This is a genomic window from Promicromonospora sp. NPDC050262, assembly GCF_040655935.1.
Taxonomy (GTDB): domain Bacteria; phylum Actinomycetota; class Actinomycetes; order Actinomycetales; family Cellulomonadaceae; genus Promicromonospora.
In genome coordinates this window covers 169,109-187,567 of sequence record NZ_JBFAKX010000002.1, presented here as the reverse complement: position 1 = coordinate 187,567, position 18,459 = coordinate 169,109, and the positions used below count along the sequence as shown (strand labels likewise).

The window sequence follows — 18,459 nt, the reverse complement described above, 5'->3', positions numbered from 1 at the left end:
GTGCGCGCGGCTCAGCAGGACGGATGGCCCTCCGGTGCTGGGCCACGTCCACGCCCAGCAGGTCGCCAGGTCGACCCACTGCGGCTCCTCGGTGAACCAGCCGCGCGGCGACTCACCGCGGGCCGGCGGGGACCAGCACGTCGCCCATGTCCCCCTCGCGCCACTGCGCCAGCACCCGGTGGAAGGCGACCGGCCCGGGGCTGTACGACGTCGGCGCGCCGCCCTTCCGCGTGCCCTCGCCGTTGTAGTACCCGGGCGTGCACTCGGCCAGGAACGCCGAGTTGTCCTGTCCCTCGCCCGCCTGCGCGATGGTGGCGGCCCAGGCGTCCTGCGCCTCCACGGTCGGTTCCACGTACCGCGCCCCGGTCTTGGCGGCGCGGGCGACGACGGCGGCGATGTGCCCGGCCTGCTCCTGCAGGACGTGCACGAAGTTCACCGAGTTGGCGTTCTGTGCCGCGCCCAGGTGGAACAGATTGGGGAACCCGTGGGTGTAGAAGCCGTGCAGCGTGCGCGGGCCGCGCGCCCAGGCGCCCAGCAGCGGGGCGCCGCCGCGCCCGAGGACCGGAAGCGTGCCGGACACCACGCCCGAGACCCCGACCTCGAAGCCGGTGGCGAAGATGACGCAGTCCACCTCGTACTCGTCCTCGCCCACCACCACCGCGTTCTGGGTCATCCGGGTCACGCCGCCGTGGTCGGCGGTGTCCACGAGCGTCACGTTCGGCCGGTTGAACGACTGCAGGTACTGGTCGCTGAACCCCGGGCGCTTGCACATGTACCGGTACCAGGGCTTGAGCGCCGCGGCGGTGGCGGGGTCGGTGACCACCTCGTCGACCCGGGCCCGGATCTGGTTCATCTTGACGAAGTCCGCCAGCTCGTCGAGCCGCTCGCGCTCGGCCGGGTCGAGGGTCGTGTCCACGGCGCCCGTGATCATCTGGCGCTGCAGCCGCGCGGTGCCGGTCCAGCCGTCCCCCGTCAGGTCCTCCGCGACGTCCTCCCCCGCCAGGATCGCCAGGAAGTTCTCCATCCGCTCGCGCTGCCAGCCTGGCTTGAGGCCGGCCGCCCACGCCGGGTCGGTGGGCCGGTTGTCACGCACGTCCACCGACGACGGCGTCCGCTGCAGCACGTACAGGTGCGCCGCGTCCCGGGCGACGTGCGGGATCGCCTGCAGGCCCGTGGCCCCGGTGCCGATCACGGCGACACGCTTGTCGGCGAGGCCGGTCAGGCCGCCGTCCGCCGTGCCGCCGGTGTACCCGTAGTCCCAGCGGCTGGTGTGGAAGGTGTGGCCGCGGAAGTCCTCGATGCCCGGGATGCCGGGCAGCTTGGCCTGCGAGAGCGTGCCGGAGGAGACCACGACGTGCCGGGCCCGCATCGTGTCGCCGCGGTCGGTCCGCACCAGCCACTCGTCGGCGGCGTCGTCCCAGCGCAGCTCCGTGACGCGCGTGTGGAAGACGGCGTCCCGGTACAGCCCGTAGTGCTCGGCGATCCGCACGGCGTGCTGCCGGATCTCCTCGCCGGGCGCGTACCGCCACCTCGGCACGTAGCCCGTCTCCTCCAGCAGCGGCATGTACACGTACGACTCGATGTCGCAGTGGATGCCCGGGTACCGGTTCCAGTACCAGGTGCCGCCGAAGTCGCCCGCCTCGTCCATCATCCGCAGCGACTCGACGCCGGCCTCCCGCAGCCGGGCCCCGGTGAGCAGGCCGCCGAACCCGCCGCCCACCACCAGCACCTCGACCCGGTCGGTCAGCGGCTCCCGCTCGACCCGCTCGGTGTACGGGTCCTTCGCGTAGTAGCCGAACTCCCCCGCGGCGCGCCGGTACTGCGCCGTGCCGTCCGGCCGGACGCGCCGGTCCCGCTCGTGGCGGTACCTCTCCCGCAGGGCGTCCGGGTCGAACCCCAGGCCGGTGGTGGCTGTATCGGTGTCGGTGCTGGTATCGGTGCTGGTCAGATGGGACAAGGCAGGGCCTCTCGTCAGCGGTTCGGCGGGTGTCCCCCGCCGACCACATGAAAACGTACATCCATGTACGTTTTCAACCCCTGCTCCTGTGGCGTCCCGCACGGAGGGGGCCGTTACCCTCGGCCCATGGTGGTAGAACGCACGCGACGCGACGCCGCGCGCAACCGCGACCTGCTCGTGGCGGCGGCCCGCCGGGCGTTCGCCGAGCGCGGCCCGGACGTGCCGCTGGAGGAGATCGCGAACGAGGCCGGCGTCAGCCGCACCACCCTGCACCGCCACTTCGAGAACCGGGAGGCGCTCGCCTCGGCCGTGCTGGAGCACAACGTCACGGACATCGAGGCCATGGCGTCCGCCCTGGCCGACGCCGACGACGGCGCCGAGCGGCTGTTCCACTTCCTGCTCGACGTGCAGTTCGAGTCCCCGTGGCTCGCGCGCGTCGTCGCGGACGGCCGGATGCCCGGCACCGCCGACCTGGCCGCGCGGACGGCGGCCGCGCTGGACCCGCTGCTCGACCGGGCCCGGTCCCTCGGCCGGGTGCACCCCGGCGTCGGTACCGGGGACGTGCTGCTCACGCTGCCCATGGTGATGGCCGTCCAGGCCGCGGCCTCCGCGGCCGTGGAGTCGGCCGCCGTGGACGCCGCCGCAGGGGCACCGCCGCGTCTGGGCACGACCCGGGCGATCCTGCACCGGGGGCTGTTCACGACGGAGCCGCCGACGGCGGGGTGACGGTCACGCGGCCGGGACCGAGCGTCTCCAGAGCGTTGCCCCGCCGGCCCGTCCGGGGCCCCCTGCGGTCGAGGGTCGCCTAGTAGGCGGCGGCCTCGGCCTTGCGCTGCGGCCAGAGCGCGATGGCCAGCCCGGCCAGGACGCTCAGGGCGTGCAGCACGTTGTCGGCGGCGTTGATGTTGAGGAAAGTTGATCTCGGGGTTGCCCACCGCGATCAGGCCGTACACGAACGCCCGCCCCGTACCCGGCCACGAGCAGCCAGCCGAACGTCCGCGCCCGGCCCTATCGTGGACCACAGGCTGATCCCGAGCACCCCGATCAGGAGGTGCACGACGTTGTGCAGCGGGTTGACGGCGAACCCGAGCAGCGTCTGCTCGTGGTCGTGCTCGGCGAACCCGCTGAACCCGGTCACGAGGAACCCCGCGGCTCCCACCAGCAGGTAGACCACGCCGATCGTCAGGGCGAGCCACTGGGACACCCCGCGAGTGCGCGTCGAGGACATGGATTGCGTCATGGCGTTACTCCGTTCTGTTCGGCGTTCTCGCAGGTGGTTCGGAGCCGAGACAGATCCGGATGGGGCGGGTTCACGGCGACTTCTGCTCGACGAGCCCCGCCTCGTACGCGAGGATCGCCGCCTTCCTCGGGGGGCGTGGCCGGCTCAGGGTTGGTCCGGCCGCGGCGCCTCCGCCACCAGGGTCTCCAGCGTCGCGCGGGCCCCCACCTGGTGCAGCGAGCCGAGCGCATCGAGGTAGGCCGCGACAAAACGCGGCTCGGACGCGAGCGACCCGAACAGGTCCGGGCTGCGCAGGAACGCCACGGCGTCGCCCCGCTGCGAGCGGGCGAGCGACACGAGCCGGTCGGCGAGCCGGTCGACCACCTCGATGGGCTCGCCCTGCTCGTCGGTCCCCTCGGCGTACCGGGCCCAGCTCGCGACGATCGCCGCCGACCGGAGGATCTCGCCGCCGGCGAGCAGCTGCTCGCGCACGATCGGCACCAGCCACTTCGGGATGCGGTCCGACGTCTCCGCGCACAGCCGCGCGAGCGTGTCCCGCACCTCCGGGTTGCCGAAGCGCTCCACCAGCGAGCTCTTGTACTCGTCGAGGTCGACGCCCGGGACCGGGCGCAGGGTCGGCGTCGCCTCGCGGTCCATGAAGTCGCGCACGAACCGCGCCACGACCGGGTCGGCCATCGCCTCGTGCGCGTACCGGTAGCCGCTCAGCCACCCGAAGTAGGCGATGGCCTGGTGGCTCGCGTTGAGCAGCCGCAGCTTCATCAGCTCGTACGGCTCGACGTCCGCGACGAGCTGCACGCCCGCGTGCTCCAGCGGCGGCCGGCCGAGCGGGAAGTCGTCCTCCAGCACCCACTGGAAGAACGGTTCCGCGACGACCGGCCAGCGGTCCGCGACGCCGAGCCGCTCGGCGACCAGGGCCCGGTCCGCGTCGGTCGTCACGGGCGTGATGCGGTCCACCATCGAGCTCGGGAACGCGACCTCGTCGTGCACCCACCGGCCGAGGTCCGGGTCGCGCAGGGCCGCGAAGGCGGCGAAGACGGTCCGGGCCTTCTCGCCGTTGCCCTGCACGTTGTCGCAGGACATCACGGTGAACGGCGGCAGGCCGCGCGCCCGCCGTCGGGCCAGGGCCTCCACCACGTAGCCGAACACGGTGGCCGGCACGGCCCCCGGCCGGGCGTCGGCGACGACGGCGGGCGCCGTCGCGTCGAACTCGCCGGTGACCTGGTCGAACCCGTAGCCGCCCTCGGTGATGGTCAGCGACACGATGCGGGTGTCCGGGTGGGCCATGCGCTCCAGCACGGCCTCCGGGTCGTCCGGCGCGAACAGGTACTCCACGATGCTGCCGACCACCCGCGCGTCGAGCCCGCCGTCCGGGTGCTTGGTCACGAGCGTGTACAGGCCGTCCTGCGCCCGCAGCGCGTCGCGCATCGCGGCGTCCCCGGGCAGCAGGCCGACGCCGCAGATGCCCCACTCGCGGGCCTCGCCGCGCCGCAGCAGCTCGTCGACCGCGAGCGCCTGGTGCGCACGGTGGAAGCCGCCGACGCCGAGGTGCACGATCCCGACGCGGAGGCCGGTGCGGTCGTAGGGCGGCAGGCTGACGGCGGGCACCTTGTCATCGGGTCCGGTGCCGGGCCCGCCGTCGGGCAGCGCTACCGGCAGCGGGACGGCGAGGTCCAGGGTCACTTGATCGCTCCCATCGCGAGGCCGCGGACGAGCTGCTTCTGCGCGATCCACCCGGCCAGCACCACGGGGACGATGGCGACGGTCGCGGCCGCGGACAGGACGGCGAGGAACTGGCCGCGGCCGTCCACGAAGCTCGTGAGGAACGGCGGGGTGGGGCGCGCCACCTGGGCCGTGAGGAGGTTGGCGAGGAAGAACTCGTTCCACGCGAAGATGAAGCAGATCAGGCCCGCGGCGGCGACGCCGGGCAGCACGATGGGCAGCACCACCCGGAAGATCTCGGTGCCCAGGCGGGCGCCGTCGAGCTGCGCGGCCTCGATGACCTCGCGCGGCACCTCGGCGAGGAACGACCGCATCATCCACACGGCGATGGGCAGGTTGACGCCCACGTAGAGGATGGTGAGCCAGGTGATGTTGTCGAGCCCGCCCACGGACTGCAGCAGCAGGTAGATCGGGATGATCGAGGCGGCCACCGGCATGAAGCGGGTGGAGATGAAGAAGAACAGGGCGTCGCGCACGTTGGCGACCGGGCGGATGCTCAGCGCGTAGGCGGCGGGGACTGCCAGGACGAGGACCAGCAGCGTGGACCCGAGGCTCGCGCTGAGCGAGTTGATCAGGTACGGCAGCATGTCGCGCGCGAAGACGGCGTCGAACTGGTCGAGCGTGAGGTCGGGGGCGAACGTGGGCGGCATCGTGGCGGCCTGGTGCTCCGGCTTGAAGGCCGTGAACACCATCCAGGCCACGGGGAAGAAGAACATCAGCACGAGCACCCAGGTGACCGCGGTGATCAGGGCCGCGCGCAGGCGCGAGGAGGTCATCGGTCGATCCCTTCCGTGGAGAAGACCTTGAAGAGGGTGCGCAGCGCGACCGAGGCGACGACGATCGTGACGAGCACGGTCATCACGCCGTACGCGGCGGCCTCGCCGACCTCCAGGCCCACGAACGCCCGCTCGTAGAGCAGGTAGGAGAGCGTCTTGGTGCCGCCCGTGCCGCGGGTCATGATCGCGATGGGGTCGAAGACCTGGAGCAGCATGATCGAGGCCAGCAGCACCGCGATCTCGACGTACTGGCGCAGGTGCGGCAGCGTGATCGAGCCGAAGGTGCGCAGCGCCCCGGCACCGTCGACGGCGGCGGCCTCCAGGACATCCCTGTCCTGCGCCTGCAGCCCGGCCAGCAGGATCAGCATGGCGAACGGCGTGTACTGCCAGGTCAGCACCAGGATGATCGTGAGCATCGGCAGCTCGGTGTTCCAGGCCACGGGCGGCAGGCCGACCAGCCCGAGGCCCCAGTTGGCCATGCCGGTGGCGGCGTCCAGGATGGACCACTTCCACACCAGGGCCGCGGCGGCGGGCATGACGAGGAACGGCGTGATCATCAGGGTCCGGGCCACGCCACGCCCCACGAAGCTGCGGTCCAGCAGCACCGCGAACAGCATGCCGAGCAGGGTCGAGGCCACCACCGACGTGCCGGTGACGGCGACGGTCGCGCCGAGCGACGACAGGAACGAGCCGTCGCGCAGCACGCTCACGTAGTTGTCGAGGCCCGTGAAGCCGCGGTCGCCCGGGCGCAGCATGTTCCAGCGCTGCAGCGAGTAGTAGATCGTCAGCACGAACGGGATCTGGGTCAGGACGATCGAGGTGGCCAGCGCGGGCCAGAGCAGGGCGCGCGAGACGGCGACACGGCGTCGGCGGCTCTGCTGCCCGGTGGGCACCGCCCGCGAGGGCCGTCTCCGCGTCGGGGTGGTCATGAGAACGGTCATGTGGCCCTCCTGGGCACGAGGAACCTGGGCACAAGGAACCCGGGTGCGGGGAGTACGGCTCCCCGCACCCGGGGTCCGGCTACTTCTGGGCGTCGCCCGCCTCCTGGGCGAGGTCCTGGGCGCGTTCCAGCACGGGAGCGAGCTCGCTGCGGCCCGCGAAGACGTCGGCCAGGTCCTGCGAGACCTGGTTCCCGAGGTCCTGGAACTCCGGGATGGTCACGTACTGGATGCCGGTCCACGACTGCGGCGCGACGCCCGGCTGCTCCGGGTTCACGGCGAGCATGATGTCGCGCGTGATGGGCGCGAACGACGCCGCGGCCTCCTCGTACTCCGGGATCTCGTACGTCGAGTTCCGCGCGCCCGGGGGCACCCGGCTCCAGCCGAGCTCCGTGCCGACGAGCTGGTGGTACTCCTTGCTCGTCGCCCACTTCACGAACTCGACCGCCGCGTCGCGGTTCTGCGTGGTCTCGGGGATCGCGAGGTTCCAGGACCACAGCCAGCCGGACTCCTCGGTCTCGACCACCGGCGCGTGGGCGTAGCCCATCTTGCCCGCGACCTGCGACGACTCCGGGTCTTCCAGCAGGCCGGCGGCGACCGTCGCGTCCACCCACATCGCGGACCGGCCCTGGCTCACGTTGTTCAGGCACTCGGTGAACCCGGTGGAGACGGGGTCGGCCTCCCCCGCGTCCTCGACCAGGTCCACGTAGAACTGGACGGCCTCGGCGAACTCCGGCTGGTCCACCTGGGCGTTCCACTCGGCGTCGTACCAGCTCCCGCCGAACGTGTTCACCACCGTCGTCAGCGGCGCGAAGACCTCGCCCCAGCCGGGCTTGCCGCGCAGGCAGATGCCGTCCACGTCGTCCGAGTCGACCTCGCGGGCGATGTCGGCGACCTCCTGCCACGTCGGGTGCTCGGGCATGGTCACGCCCGCCGCGTCGAGGAGCTCCTTGTTGTACATGAGCATCGAGGACTCGCCGTAGAACGGGACGGCGTACAGGGAGTCGTCGACCGTCAGGGCGTCCTTGACGGGCTCGAACAGGTCGTCGACGTCGTAGTCCGCGTCGGACCCGAGGTCGCCCGTCAGGTCGGTGAGCCAGCCGTTCTGCGCCCAGATGGGCACCTCGTAGGAGCCCACCGTGACGATGTCGTACTGGCCGCCGTCGGTCGCCACGTCCTTGGTGACGGCGTCGCGCAGGTCGTTCTCCTCCATCTGGATGAAGTTCACCGTGATGTCCGGGTGCTCCTCCTCGAAGGCGGACTTCAGCTCCTCCATGTCCTTCATCTGCGGGTTGTTGACGGTCGCGAGCGTGAGCTCGACCGGCCCGCCGCCCTGTCCGGCGGAGCCGCCGTCCCCGCCGCCTCCCGCCCCGGCGCAGGCGGTCAGCGCCAGCGCGAGCGCCGCGGCTGCGAGGCCGGCGGGCGCTGCCTGGCGGCGCGCAGTTCTCGTGAGCATCATTGCTTCGACCCTTCTGGTCACGTCGTCGTGAGGTGTCGTGGTGCCTCGTCGTCGTGCCTCGGCGTGCTGCCGTTCGGCGTCCGGTGGGGCACGGGTCCGCACATCGTGGGCCTGGCCGCAAACCGGGTCAACGAGGGTGAAACCCAAACGGTCAGCGAGACTGTGGTATCGCACAGCCGGGGGCGGCCGGGGGCCCGACGGCGCGTGCGGGCACGGCTGCCGGACGCCCGCACGGCCGGCGTCAGGGTCCGTTCTGCCCGGTTCTACACCGGGCCGCCACCTGGGAAAACGCATCCCGGACCGGGCACGAACTGCTGGTCCCGACGGGCCGACCGGTCACGCCCCGGAGGCCCTCGGACGGCGCCCGCTCAGACCTGGACGATCTCCGCCCCGGCCGCGTGGAACGCGCGTGCCCGGGCCGAGCCGAGCTGCGTGCCGGTGATCATCGCCTCGAAGTCGTCCAGGCCGGCGAACCGCACGAAGCTGGTCACGCCGAACTTGTGGTGCGCGCCGATGAAGATGCGGCGCCTGCTCACCTCGATGGCGGCGGCCTTCACGCTCGCGACCGTCGGGTCGGGCGTGGTCAGGCCGTCCTCGACGGTCACCCCGTTCGCGCCGATCAGCCCGAGGTCGAGGCGGAAGGTGCGCAGCATGTCCACGGCCGCGCCGTCGACCACGCCCAGGGTCTTGCCCCGCACGCGCCCGCCGATGATGATCACCTGCACGTTGGGCCGGGCCGACAGCTCCGTCGCGACCGGCAGGGACGACGTGACCAGCGTGAGCTCGCGGTCGGTCGGCAGGGCGCGCGCCGCGAGCAGCGGCTGGAACCCCTCGTCGACGAAGATCGTCCGCGCCTCGCCCAGGCGCCGCGCCACCTCGGCGGCGATCCGCGCCTTCTCCTCCGGGAAGCTCTCCCGGCGCTGGGACAGCGCCGTCTCGAACGAGCTGGTCTCCACCGGGAAGGCGAGCCCGTAGCTGCGCCGCACCAGGCCCTGCGCCTCCAGCTTGCGCAGCTCGCGGCGCACCGTCTCCTGGGAGACGGACAGCATCCGGGCCGACTCGCTCACCTCGATCCGGCCGCGCCGCCGCACCAGGGCGAGCAGCTCCGCGGACCGTTCGGCCTGCCGCAAGGCGCTCGCCGGGGGCGCACCGGGCTCCGGCGCTGCCGGCACCGTCCCGGCGCTCGCGTCGAGCACCATCGCCACGCCTCCCGTCGTCGGGCTTCTGGCCCCCGAGTCTGCCGCGTACCGGCACATCTCGGAACCCCCGTCCGGGGATCAGCCCGCCAGCAGCGCACCCCGCGCGGCGCCCGCGAGCGCCTCGGCCAGCTCGTCGACCCGCTGCGGGTCGGCCGGGATCTGGGGTGTGGCGACGCGGAGCCACGCGGGGCGGGGCGGCGTGGCGAACGTGCGCGACGACGGCGTGAGCACCATGCCGCGCGCCCCGAGCTCGACCAGGGCCTCGTCCTCGTTCTCGGCGCGCAGCCACACGACCAGGCCGCCCGGGGGTGTCGCGGTGCGCACGTCGCGCGCCGCGAGCGCCCGGGTCAGGTCCCGGCCCCGGTCCGCGTACCAGCGGCCGGAGTCCTGCACGAGGCTGCCGACGCCGGGCGTGGCCAGCAGGTAGGCGAGCGCGTTCTGCAGGATGCGGCTCTGCGCGAGGATGCCGTGGCTGCGCAGGCGGCGCACGCCGAGCACCACGTCGCGGGCCCCGCCGACGACCGTGGTGCGCAGGTCGAGCCCGAAGGCACGGCAGAAGGACGTGATCCGCACGACCCGGCCCGGCAGGAGCTCGCCCAGGCTGAGCGGCCGCACCGGGGCCAGGGGGCCGAGCACGTCCTCCTCCAGCACCCAGGCGTCCGGGGCGTGCCTCGTGAGCACGTCGGCGAGCTCGGCGAGCCGCGGCGCGGTGACGGCACCCTCCAGGGAGAACTCCCCGCCCGGCTGGTAGACGAAGGTGCGCGCGCCCGCGGCCAGGGCGCGCTCCAGGGCGTCCGGGAGCGGGCCCGAGGCGTCGGAGGCGACGCCCACGACGTCGAACCCGACGGACCGCAGGTTGCCGATGGTCCCGGAGACCGCGGGCTCCTGGACGGCGATCAGCCCGCCCGGCGCGGTGGCCGCCTCGGCCGTGAGCAGGGTGGCCTCGCCGGCGCCGCTGACGGTCACCCACTCGGCGGCGTCGAACGGCCAGTCCTGGCGCACGGCGTCGAGCAGCGCGGGCGTGATCGCCTCGCGGCGCAGCGAGTTGGTCTGGGGCTCGCGCAGGCTGTGCGCGAAGGCCTCCAGCAGGTCGGGCAGCCGGTCGGTGGTGGGGTGCGCGGACGAGAGGTCCACCGAGGACCAGCCCTCGAACACGGGCGGCTCCCCCGCGCGCGGCCACAGGGGCGCGCTGGCGGGGCCGGCCACGATGGTGCCGCCACGGCGCCGCGTGGTGACCAGACCGCGGTCGACCAGGAGCGACCAGGTGCCCGCGATGGTCGAGCGGCCGAGGCCGGAGGCCGTGGCGACCTCCTCGATCGTGGGCAGCCGGGTGCCCGGCGCCAGCACGCCCTGCTCGATCCACGCGGTGAGCTGCTCGGCGAGCGCGGGGCCGGACAGCCCGCGCACCGAGGCGATCAGGTCGGACGGCGTGCCCGGGGCGGCACTCGCGGCGTCGGGTCCTGTGGTCGTCATCGCTCCTCGTTGGTCTGTTACGGCATGACCGAGAACGGTCGGGCACTTATCATCCAGATGTATATCAGGCGAGCGCACCGTCGCGCGACCACCTTCCATCCCGGCGGAGCCGTTGTCTCATCAGGCGGACGGCACGGGGATCGGCTTGGAGTGATCGGCTCGCCGTGGTTAACGTCTACCCGTGATCATGAATCTTCCATCACATATGGGTGTGGTGGACACGGCCGACCGGATCCGCTCCGGTCGCGAGAGCGCGCGCTCCGTCGCGGAGCGCGCCCTCGCCCGGGCGGACGCCGTGGACCCGGCCGTGCGGTCCCTCGTGTGGCGCGACGACGCCGCGACGCTCGCGGCCGCCGACGCCGTCGACCGCGCCCGGGCCGCCGGCGCGGACCTGCCGCCCTTCGCCGGGGTGCCGATCACGGTCAAGGACACGTTCGCGGTGGAGGGCCAGCCGTGGACCCGCGGCTCCCTCGCGATCGACGAGACGCCCGCGCCGTCGACCGACCTGCTGCCCGCCGCGGCGTTCGCGGCCGGCTTCGTCCAGCTCGGGCGTGCGGCCACGCCGGAGCTCGCCATGACCACCTCCTGCGAGAGCCCGCGCTCCGGCGTCACGCACAACCCGTGGGACCTGACCCGCTCGCCGGGCGGGTCCAGCGGCGGGTCCGCCGCGGCCGTCGCCGCCGGCATCGTGCCCGTCGCGCTGGCGAGCGACGGCGGCGGCTCGCTGCGCGTCCCCGCGTCGTTCTGCGGCCTGGTCGGCCTCAAGCCCGGCCGTGGCCTGCTCCCCCAGCGCGTCCAGGGCTGGGAGGGTGGCGCCACCGAGGGCGTCGTCACGCGCACCGTGGCCGACACGGCCGCCGTCGTGACGCACCTGGCCGCACCCGACCCGCTCGCGTGGTCGCGCGGCCCCGCCGCCCCGGACCACCTCGCCCTGCTGGACCACGCTCCCGGCCCGCTGCGGGTCGGCCTGCTCACCCGCTCGTTCGACCCCCGCATCGCGGTCGACGCCGCGTGCGTCGCCGCGGTGGAGGACGTCGCCGCCGTGCTGCGCGCCCTGGGGCACACGGTCGTCGCGCTCGACGCCCCGGACGGGGGCGCCGAGATCATGGACCTGTACCCGGGCGTCGTCATCCCGGCGTGGCTGCGGCAGACGCCGCTGGACCACCCCGAGCGGCTGCAGCCGTACATCCACCGCGTGATGGACCGGGCCGACGCCCTCGGCGCGGCCGACTACGTGCGCGGGGCCGTCCGGATGCGCACCCTGGCCCGCACGGTCACCGGGGCCCTGTTCGGCGGGGCCGACGTCGTCCTCACCCCGACGACGGCGACCCGCGTGCCCGAGACCGGCGTCGTCCTGGACGAGCTGACCCGGCAGGCGCCCTCGCGCGACTCGGTCGTCTACGAGCGCACGCTCGCGTTCACCACCGTCCCGAGCGTGCTCGGTACCCCCGCCCTCACCCTGCCCACCCACCTGGACGACGACGGCCTGCCGCTCGGCACCCAGCTCGTCGCACCGCAGGGCGGCGAGGCACTCCTGCTCCGGCTCGGCGCCGTCCTGGAACGGCACTACGCCTGGGACCGCCGCCTGCCGCCCCACCACCCCGAAGGAACGAGACAACGATGACCTCCCGCTCCCCGCGCCGGGCCGCCCGGCCCCTGACGCGCACCCTCGCCGTGACCACGGCGCTCGCCCTGACCGGCTCGCTGGCCGCCTGCTCCGCCGACGACGGGGGCGGTGAGGCCGCCGCCGGCGACCTGTCGGGCCGGACCCTCAAGGTCGCGGTCTACGCCGGGTCGTGGGGCGAGTCGTTCAGCAAGGCGTTCGTCGAGCCGTTCGAGGAGGAGACCGGCGCGACCGTCGAGCTCGTCCCCGGTGGCCCCGCCGACTGGCTCACCGCGCTGCGCTCCACCAAGGGCGGCACGCCCGCCTACGACGTCGTGGCGTTCACGCCCAACGTCATCCCGAGCGCGGTCTCCGCTGGCGTGGTCGCCGAGCTCGACACCGCCCGGATCGAGCAGTTCGACCAGCTCAACACCGTGCTCGCCGAGCAGAGCAACGTGGGCGGCACCCAGTACGGCGTGCCCCTGACCGTCGGCTCCACCGGCATCGCCTTCCGCACCGACAAGGTGGACGAGCCGCCGACGGACTGGTCCGACCTGCTCGACCCGGCCTACTGCGGGCACGTGGCCGTCTCGCCGCTGACGTTCAACACCGGCGTCGAGTTCCTCGCGGGCCTGATCAACGAGGCCGGCGGCACCATCACCAACCCGGACGACGTGGACGCCGCGTTCGAGCAGCTCGAGACCCTCAAGGACTGCGCCTCGACGTTCCCCGCCGACGGTACGAGCGTCGAGACCGCGCTCTCGAACGGCGACGCCTGGGTCGCGGCGCACTGGGACGGCCGCGCGTTCGTCCAGCAGAACGCGGGCGAGCCCATCGGCTTCGCCTACCCGGCGTCGGGCTCCGTGGGCGCCCTGACCTCCCTGTTCGTCACCGAGGGCACGCAGGAGGAGGGGCTCGCGTACACGTTCCTCGACTACGTGGCCTCCAGCGAGTACCAGCCCGTCTTCTCGGAGGGCACCTGGTACGCCGCCTCCAACGACCAGAACGAGTACCCGGCGCAGTTCGACGAGCAGATCACCAGCGGCAAGGGCGCGTACGACGACTTCGTGTGGGTCGACTACGAGGCCATCACCCCGCAGCTCCCGGACCTGCAGGCGCGCTGGCAGGAGATCTTCGGCTGATGACGACGCCGACGACGGCCCCTTCGGCGGGCACGACGACGCAGGGCCGCGTGGAGATCCGCGGGCTCAGCGTCGGGTACGGCGGCGCGCCCGTGCTGGAGCTCGACGAGCTGACGATCGAGGCGGGCGAGTTCCTCTCGGTCCTCGGGCCGTCGGGCTGCGGCAAGTCGACGCTCCTGTCCGTGCTCGCCGGGTTCGTCACGCCCACCAGCGGGACCGTCGCCATCGACGGGCAGGACGTCACGCACGTGGCGCCGAACCGTCGCGAGACGGGGCTGGTGTTCCAGAGCTACGCCCTGTTCCCGCACATGACGGTGCGGCGCAACCTGGAGTACGGGCTGCGCACCCGGCGCGTGCCGCGCGACGAGCGGGCCGAGCGCGTGCGCGACGCCCTGCGGCTGGTCGACCTGGCGGACTACGCGGACCGCTACCCGCAGCAGCTCTCCGGCGGCCAGCAGCAGCGCGTCGCCATCGCCCGCGCGCTGGTCACCCGCCCGCGGGTGCTGCTGCTCGACGAGCCGCTGTCCAACCTGGACGCCAAGCTGCGCCGCCAGATGCGGCACGAGCTGCGCGAGCTGCAGCGCGAGGTGGGCACCACCACGGTGTTCGTCACGCACGACCAGGCGGAGGCGCTCGCGCTGTCCGACCGGGTCGCGCTGCTCGCGCACGGCGACCTGGAGCAGCTCGGCACCCCGGAGGATCTGTACCGCACCCCGCGCACCCGGTTCGCCGCGGACTTCGTCGGCGCTGCGAACCTCCTGCCGGTGCGCGACGACGCCGACGGCGGCCGCTCGGTGCTCGGCCGGCCGGTCCGGCTCGCCGCCGATGCCGGGACCGTCGCCCTGCGGCCCGAGCACGTCCGGGTCGTCGAGCCGGGCGGGGACGCCGCCGCCGCGACCGTGCTGTCGGTCGGCTTCGCCGGCGAGCGGTACGAGTACCGCCTGCGCACCACGGACGGCACCGAGCTGCTCGCGAGCCCCGCGGACGGCGGGCGGCGCTTCGCCGAGGACGAGGGCGTGGGGCTCACGTGGTCCGACGACGCCCTCCTGCCGCTCGGGGCGGCCTGACGTGCCGGCCACCCGCACCCGCGACCTGCGCGGCCACGTCGCCGCGATCGTGCCCACGGCGTTCGTCGTGGTCGCGTTCCTGCTGCCGCTCGTCGGACTGCTCCTGCTGAGCCTGCGCCCCACCGACCAGATGAACAACGTGCTGCCCGGGTTCACCGGCGCGCAGTACGCCGAGGTCTTCGGCACGCCCTACCTGTGGGGCTCGGTCGTCGAGAGCCTCTGGCTCGCCGTCCGGGTCAGCGTCACGTGCCTCGTCCTGGCGTTCCCGCTCGCCTGGTACCTCGCCCGCTCGACGTCGGGCGTGGGCAAGTCCCTGGTCTTCGTCATCACGCTGTCCCCGCTGCTGACCAGCGAGGTCGTGCGGTCGTTCGGCTGGCGCGTGGTCATGTCCGGCGAGGGCCCGGTCAACGTCACGCTCCAGGCCCTCGGCCTGATCGACGAGTCCCTGCCGCTGCTGCGCTCGCCGTGGACGGTGTTCCTCGCCGTCGTGCACGTGCTGCTGCCGTTCGCGGTGCTGGCCCTGTCCGCCTCGCTCGGCGCGATCGACGACCGCCTGCTGCAGGCGTCGGCCGACCTGGGCGCGGGCGCGCTGCGCACGTTCCGCTCCGTGGTGCTGCCGCTGGCCACCCCGGGCGTCGTGGCCGCGACGGTGATCGTCTTCTCCCTGAGCATGGGCGTGTACGTGACGCCGCTGCTCGTGGGCGGGGCCAACCAGTCGCTCGCCGGGCTGCGGATCCAGACCGAGGCCATGGTCGCCTTCGACCAGCCGCGCGCCGCCGCCCTGAGCTTCGTGCTGCTGGCCGTCACGCTCGCGGTCTGCGGCCTGATCGGCCTGCTGGGCCGGTTCGCCGAGAGGGGGCGTCGTGCCTGACCGTCGTGCCCCCGAACGTCCCGTGCTGCGCGCTGCCGGCCGGGCCCGCGCCCGCCGCGCGCTGACGCTCGTGCCCGTGGCGCTCGTCTGCGCCTTCCTGCTGCTCCCGCTCGCCGTGGTCGCGCTGAGCTCGTTCAACGCCGGGAACAACTTCCGGTTCCCGCCGTCCGGCCTGAGCCTGCGCTGGTACGCCGAGGTGTTCGGCTCCGCGCAGTGGCTCGACTCGCTCGGCTACTCGCTGCTGCTCGTGCTGCTCGTCGTGCCGGTCGTCGTGGTGCTGGGCACCCTCGGCGGGTACGCCGTCGGCGCGGGGAGCTTCCCCGGCCGGCGCGCGCTCGGCCTGCTGTTCCTGTCCCCCATGGCGGTGCCCGGCGTGATGGTCGGCCTGGCGCTGCTCTACCAGCTCCAGCGCACCGGCATGGTCGGCTCGGCGCAGGGCCTGTGGCTCGCGCACCTGGTGGTGACCTTCCCGTTCTGCGTGCGGGTCGTCGCGGTGAGCGCCGCGGCGCTCGACCCCGCGTTGCCCCGCGCCGCGCGGTCGCTCGGGGCGTCGCCGCTGCGCACCTTCCTCACCGTGACCGTGCCGCTCATGCGGCCGGGGATCGTCGCCGGGGCGTTCCTCGGCGCCGTGATCTCCCTCGGCGAGGTGGCCGTGTCGGTCCTGGTGGCCGGCGCCGGCGAGGCCACCGTGCCCGTGCGCATCTACTCCGCGGTGCAGGTCCAGCTCGAACCCACCGTCGCGGCCGTCTCCACGCTCCTGCTGCTCGTCAGCGTGGCGACCATCGCCGTGCTCGACCGCACCGTCCACGTCTCGAGGTTCCTGTAGCCCATGTCATCCCCCGTGGCTGTCCCCGCAGGCCGCCGTCGCTGGCGCATCGGCATCGACGTCGGCGGCACGTTCACCGACCTGGTCGCCGTCCCTGGCGACGGCGCCTCGTGGTCGCCAGCCGACGCGATCACGCACAAGGTGCCGAGCACCCCGCACGACCCCTCCGAGGGGGTCGAGACCGGGCTGGCCCAGCTCCTGGCGCGCGGGATCGCGGTGGAGGACGTCGCCGCCGTCGCGCACGGCACGACCATCGGCCTCAACGCGATCCTCCAGGGCCGCGTGGCCCGGGCCGCGCTCGTGACCAGCGCCGGGCACCGGGACGTGCTGCAGATCGCCCGCGCGCGGATGCCGCGGTCGTTCGACCTGCACGCCACCCCCGCGCGGCCCATCGTGCCGCGCGAGCACGTGCTGGAGGTGGCGCAGCGGTTCGCCGCGGACGGCGCCGCCGTCGGCGACGGCGCCGGTGCCGACGGGGTGGACGACGCCGAGCTGGGCCGGCTCGTGGAGCGGCTGGCCGCCGTCGCGCCCGAGGTCGTGGCCGTGAGCCTGGTGGGCGGCTACGCCGCCCGCGACGCCGAGCAGCGGCTGGCCGACCGGCTGGCCGCCGCCCTGGACGTCCCGGTGACGTCGGCCGCCGCGGTGTGGCCCGAGGCCGGCGAGTACGAGCGCACCACGCTGGCCCTGCTGGACGCCCAGATCACGCCGCTGATGACCGGCTACTTCACCGCGCTCCGCGAACGCCTGTCCCGCCTGAGGATCGACGCCCGCGTCTACATCACCACGTCGAACGGCGGCTCGGTGTCCATCGAGGACGCGATCCGGCGCCCCGTGCAGACGGTGCTCTCGGGGCCGGCCGGCGGGGTGTCCGCCGCCGCGACCGCGTGGCCCGGCACGGACATGGTCACCGTGGACATGGGCGGCACGAGCAGCGACATCGGCGTGCTGCGCGGCGGCCGCCCCGTGCTCACCACGACCGCCACCGTGGGGCCGCACCCTCTGATGACGCCCGTGGTCGAGGTGTCCGCGATCGGCGCGGGCGGCGGCTCCGTGGTCAGCGCCGACCGGTCTGGCGCCCGGCCGGTGCTGCGCGTGGGCCCCGCGAGCGTCGGTGCCGTGCCCGGCCCGGCCGCGTACGGCGCGGGCGGCACGCAGCCCGCGCTGACCGACGCCTACGTGCACGCCGGCGTCATCGACCCGGCCACGTTCCTGGGCGGCACGTTCCCGCTGCGCGCGGACCTCGCGACGGCGGCGCTGGCGCGGGTGGCGGACGAGCTGCGGGACGGCGAGGTGTCGGGGTCGGACCCCGGGCCCGCGCGTGCCGACGGCGTCACCGACGCCGCCCTGCGCGTCGCGTCGGTCGGCATGGCCGCGCGCCTGCGGACCGTGCTGGCCGCGCACGGCGAGGTGCCCGAGCGGTACACGTTCGTCGCGTTCGGCGGGGCGGGCGGTACGCATGCCGCGCTGCTGGCCGACGAGGTCGGCGTCCGCCGCGTGCTCGTGCCCGCCGCGGCCGGGACGTTCTGCGCGCTCGGCGCAGCGATCGCCCCGATCCGACGTGACGTCGCGCGCACGGTGCGTACCGTCGTTGGCGAGCAGAACGCCGAGGCGCTCACGGCGGCGTCGGCCGGGCTGGAGCGCGAGGTGCTGGACTGGCTGCGCACGCAGGACGTCGCCGCGGCGGGAACCGTCACGCTGAGCGCCGACCTGCGCTACGCGGGCCAGCCGACCACGTTGGAGGTGGTGCTCGCCGAGCGCCCGACCGACGGGGCCGGGGCGGAGCCGCTGCGCCTGGAGATCGAGCCCGTGCTGCGCCGCTTCGCCGAGCAGCACGAGCGGGTCCACGGGTTCGTGGATCCCACCGCCACCGTGCGCGCCGAGACTCTCCGCGCGAGCGTCAGCGTGCGCCTCGGCGAGGTGCGGCCGGGGCACGGCGGAGCGGCGTTCGTGAAGACCGGCGCGCGCGACGTCCGGTACGACGGCACGCCGCGCCCGGCGAGCGTGCACACGCTCGCGCAGGACGGCGAGGCGTCCGTGACCGGACCCGCGGTGATCGAGAAGCCCGACACGACGGTGCTCGTGCCGGCCGGGTGGACCGCGACGACCGACGACGGCGGGAACCTGCACCTGGTGCGGGGCCCTGCCGGGTCCGGCGCCGAGGCCGCCACCAAGAACGAGGAGGGCTGAGC

The 18,459-nt window shown here is 74.0% G+C and carries 15 protein-coding genes; 7 read left to right on the top strand and 8 right to left on the bottom strand.

The genetic code is table 11. The features are described 5' to 3' along the window. Positions 1 to 112: 112 nt before the first annotated feature. Positions 113 to 1,957: an NAD(P)/FAD-dependent oxidoreductase gene (locus AB0I29_RS04255; RefSeq protein ID WP_357478394.1), complete on the bottom strand. Its 1,845-nt coding sequence runs from the start codon at positions 1,955 to 1,957 to the stop codon at positions 113 to 115. A 126-nt stretch (positions 1,958 to 2,083) separates the two neighbouring features. Between AB0I29_RS04255 and AB0I29_RS04250 the strand changes: the two genes are divergently transcribed. Beyond that, complete coding sequence (locus AB0I29_RS04250) at positions 2,084 to 2,683, top strand: TetR/AcrR family transcriptional regulator (RefSeq protein WP_357478392.1); 600 nt, start codon at positions 2,084 to 2,086, stop codon at positions 2,681 to 2,683. A gap of 214 nt (positions 2,684 to 2,897) precedes the next feature. On the opposite strand, the gene AB0I29_RS04245 is transcribed toward AB0I29_RS04250, so the two are convergent. The 7 genes from AB0I29_RS04245 to AB0I29_RS04215 form a co-directional block, all read right to left on the bottom strand. Next, the gene (locus tag AB0I29_RS04245) at positions 2,898 to 3,197 is read right to left on the bottom strand and encodes a DUF4383 domain-containing protein (protein ID WP_357478389.1); all 300 of its coding nucleotides are present in this window, start codon (positions 3,195 to 3,197) and stop codon (positions 2,898 to 2,900) included. 144 nt (positions 3,198 to 3,341) lie between these two features. After that, entirely contained in the window at positions 3,342 to 4,802 is a 1,461-nt protein-coding gene (locus AB0I29_RS04240; protein ID WP_357478979.1) for a mannitol dehydrogenase family protein, read from the bottom strand. Positions 4,803 to 4,873: 71 nt separating this feature from the next. Continuing rightward, positions 4,874 to 5,692 (bottom strand): carbohydrate ABC transporter permease, encoded by an 819-nt coding sequence (locus AB0I29_RS04235; protein ID WP_357478386.1) that lies wholly within the window; start codon positions 5,690 to 5,692, stop codon positions 4,874 to 4,876. Then, positions 5,689 to 6,633, bottom strand: a complete 945-nt coding sequence (locus AB0I29_RS04230; RefSeq protein WP_357478383.1) for a sugar ABC transporter permease — start codon at positions 6,631 to 6,633, stop codon at positions 5,689 to 5,691. The genes AB0I29_RS04235 and AB0I29_RS04230 overlap by 4 nt, the downstream gene beginning before the upstream one ends. Before the next feature lie 79 nt (positions 6,634 to 6,712). Continuing rightward, positions 6,713 to 8,089 (bottom strand): sugar ABC transporter substrate-binding protein, encoded by a 1,377-nt coding sequence (locus tag AB0I29_RS04225; RefSeq protein WP_285102227.1) that lies wholly within the window; start codon positions 8,087 to 8,089, stop codon positions 6,713 to 6,715. 368 nt (positions 8,090 to 8,457) lie between these two features. Next, positions 8,458 to 9,288, bottom strand: a complete 831-nt coding sequence (locus AB0I29_RS04220; RefSeq protein WP_285102228.1) for a DeoR/GlpR family DNA-binding transcription regulator — start codon at positions 9,286 to 9,288, stop codon at positions 8,458 to 8,460. Positions 9,289 to 9,366: 78 nt separating this feature from the next. Continuing rightward, positions 9,367 to 10,761, bottom strand: coding sequence for an aminotransferase class I/II-fold pyridoxal phosphate-dependent enzyme (locus AB0I29_RS04215; protein ID WP_357478379.1), 1,395 nt, complete (start codon positions 10,759 to 10,761; stop codon positions 9,367 to 9,369). Between the two features lie 211 nt (positions 10,762 to 10,972). Between AB0I29_RS04215 and AB0I29_RS04210 the strand changes: the two genes are divergently transcribed. Genes AB0I29_RS04210 through AB0I29_RS04185 form a run of 6 tightly spaced genes read left to right on the top strand, consistent with a single transcriptional unit; the run spans position 10,973 to position 18,457 of the window. After that, positions 10,973 to 12,385 carry an amidase gene (locus AB0I29_RS04210; RefSeq protein ID WP_357478376.1) on the top strand — a complete coding sequence of 471 codons (1,413 nt, stop codon included), beginning with the start codon at positions 10,973 to 10,975 and terminating at the stop codon, positions 12,383 to 12,385. After that, entirely contained in the window at positions 12,382 to 13,506 is a 1,125-nt protein-coding gene (locus tag AB0I29_RS04205) for an extracellular solute-binding protein (RefSeq protein WP_357478372.1), read from the top strand. Before AB0I29_RS04210 ends, AB0I29_RS04205 begins: the two co-directional genes overlap by 4 nt. Beyond that, positions 13,506 to 14,573: an ABC transporter ATP-binding protein gene (locus AB0I29_RS04200; protein ID WP_357478369.1), complete on the top strand. Its 1,068-nt coding sequence runs from the start codon at positions 13,506 to 13,508 to the stop codon at positions 14,571 to 14,573. Before AB0I29_RS04205 ends, AB0I29_RS04200 begins: the two co-directional genes overlap by 1 nt. 1 nt (position 14,574) lies before the next feature. Then, on the top strand, positions 14,575 to 15,444 hold the full coding sequence (locus tag AB0I29_RS04195; protein WP_285102233.1) for an ABC transporter permease: 870 nt from the start codon (positions 14,575 to 14,577) through the stop codon (positions 15,442 to 15,444). Next, positions 15,437 to 16,270, top strand: coding sequence for an ABC transporter permease (locus AB0I29_RS04190; RefSeq protein WP_357478366.1), 834 nt, complete (start codon positions 15,437 to 15,439; stop codon positions 16,268 to 16,270). The genes AB0I29_RS04195 and AB0I29_RS04190 overlap by 8 nt, the downstream gene beginning before the upstream one ends. A gap of 3 nt (positions 16,271 to 16,273) precedes the next feature. Continuing rightward, positions 16,274 to 18,457, top strand: coding sequence for a hydantoinase/oxoprolinase family protein (locus AB0I29_RS04185; protein ID WP_357478363.1), 2,184 nt, complete (start codon positions 16,274 to 16,276; stop codon positions 18,455 to 18,457). Positions 18,458 to 18,459: the final 2 nt, after the last annotated feature.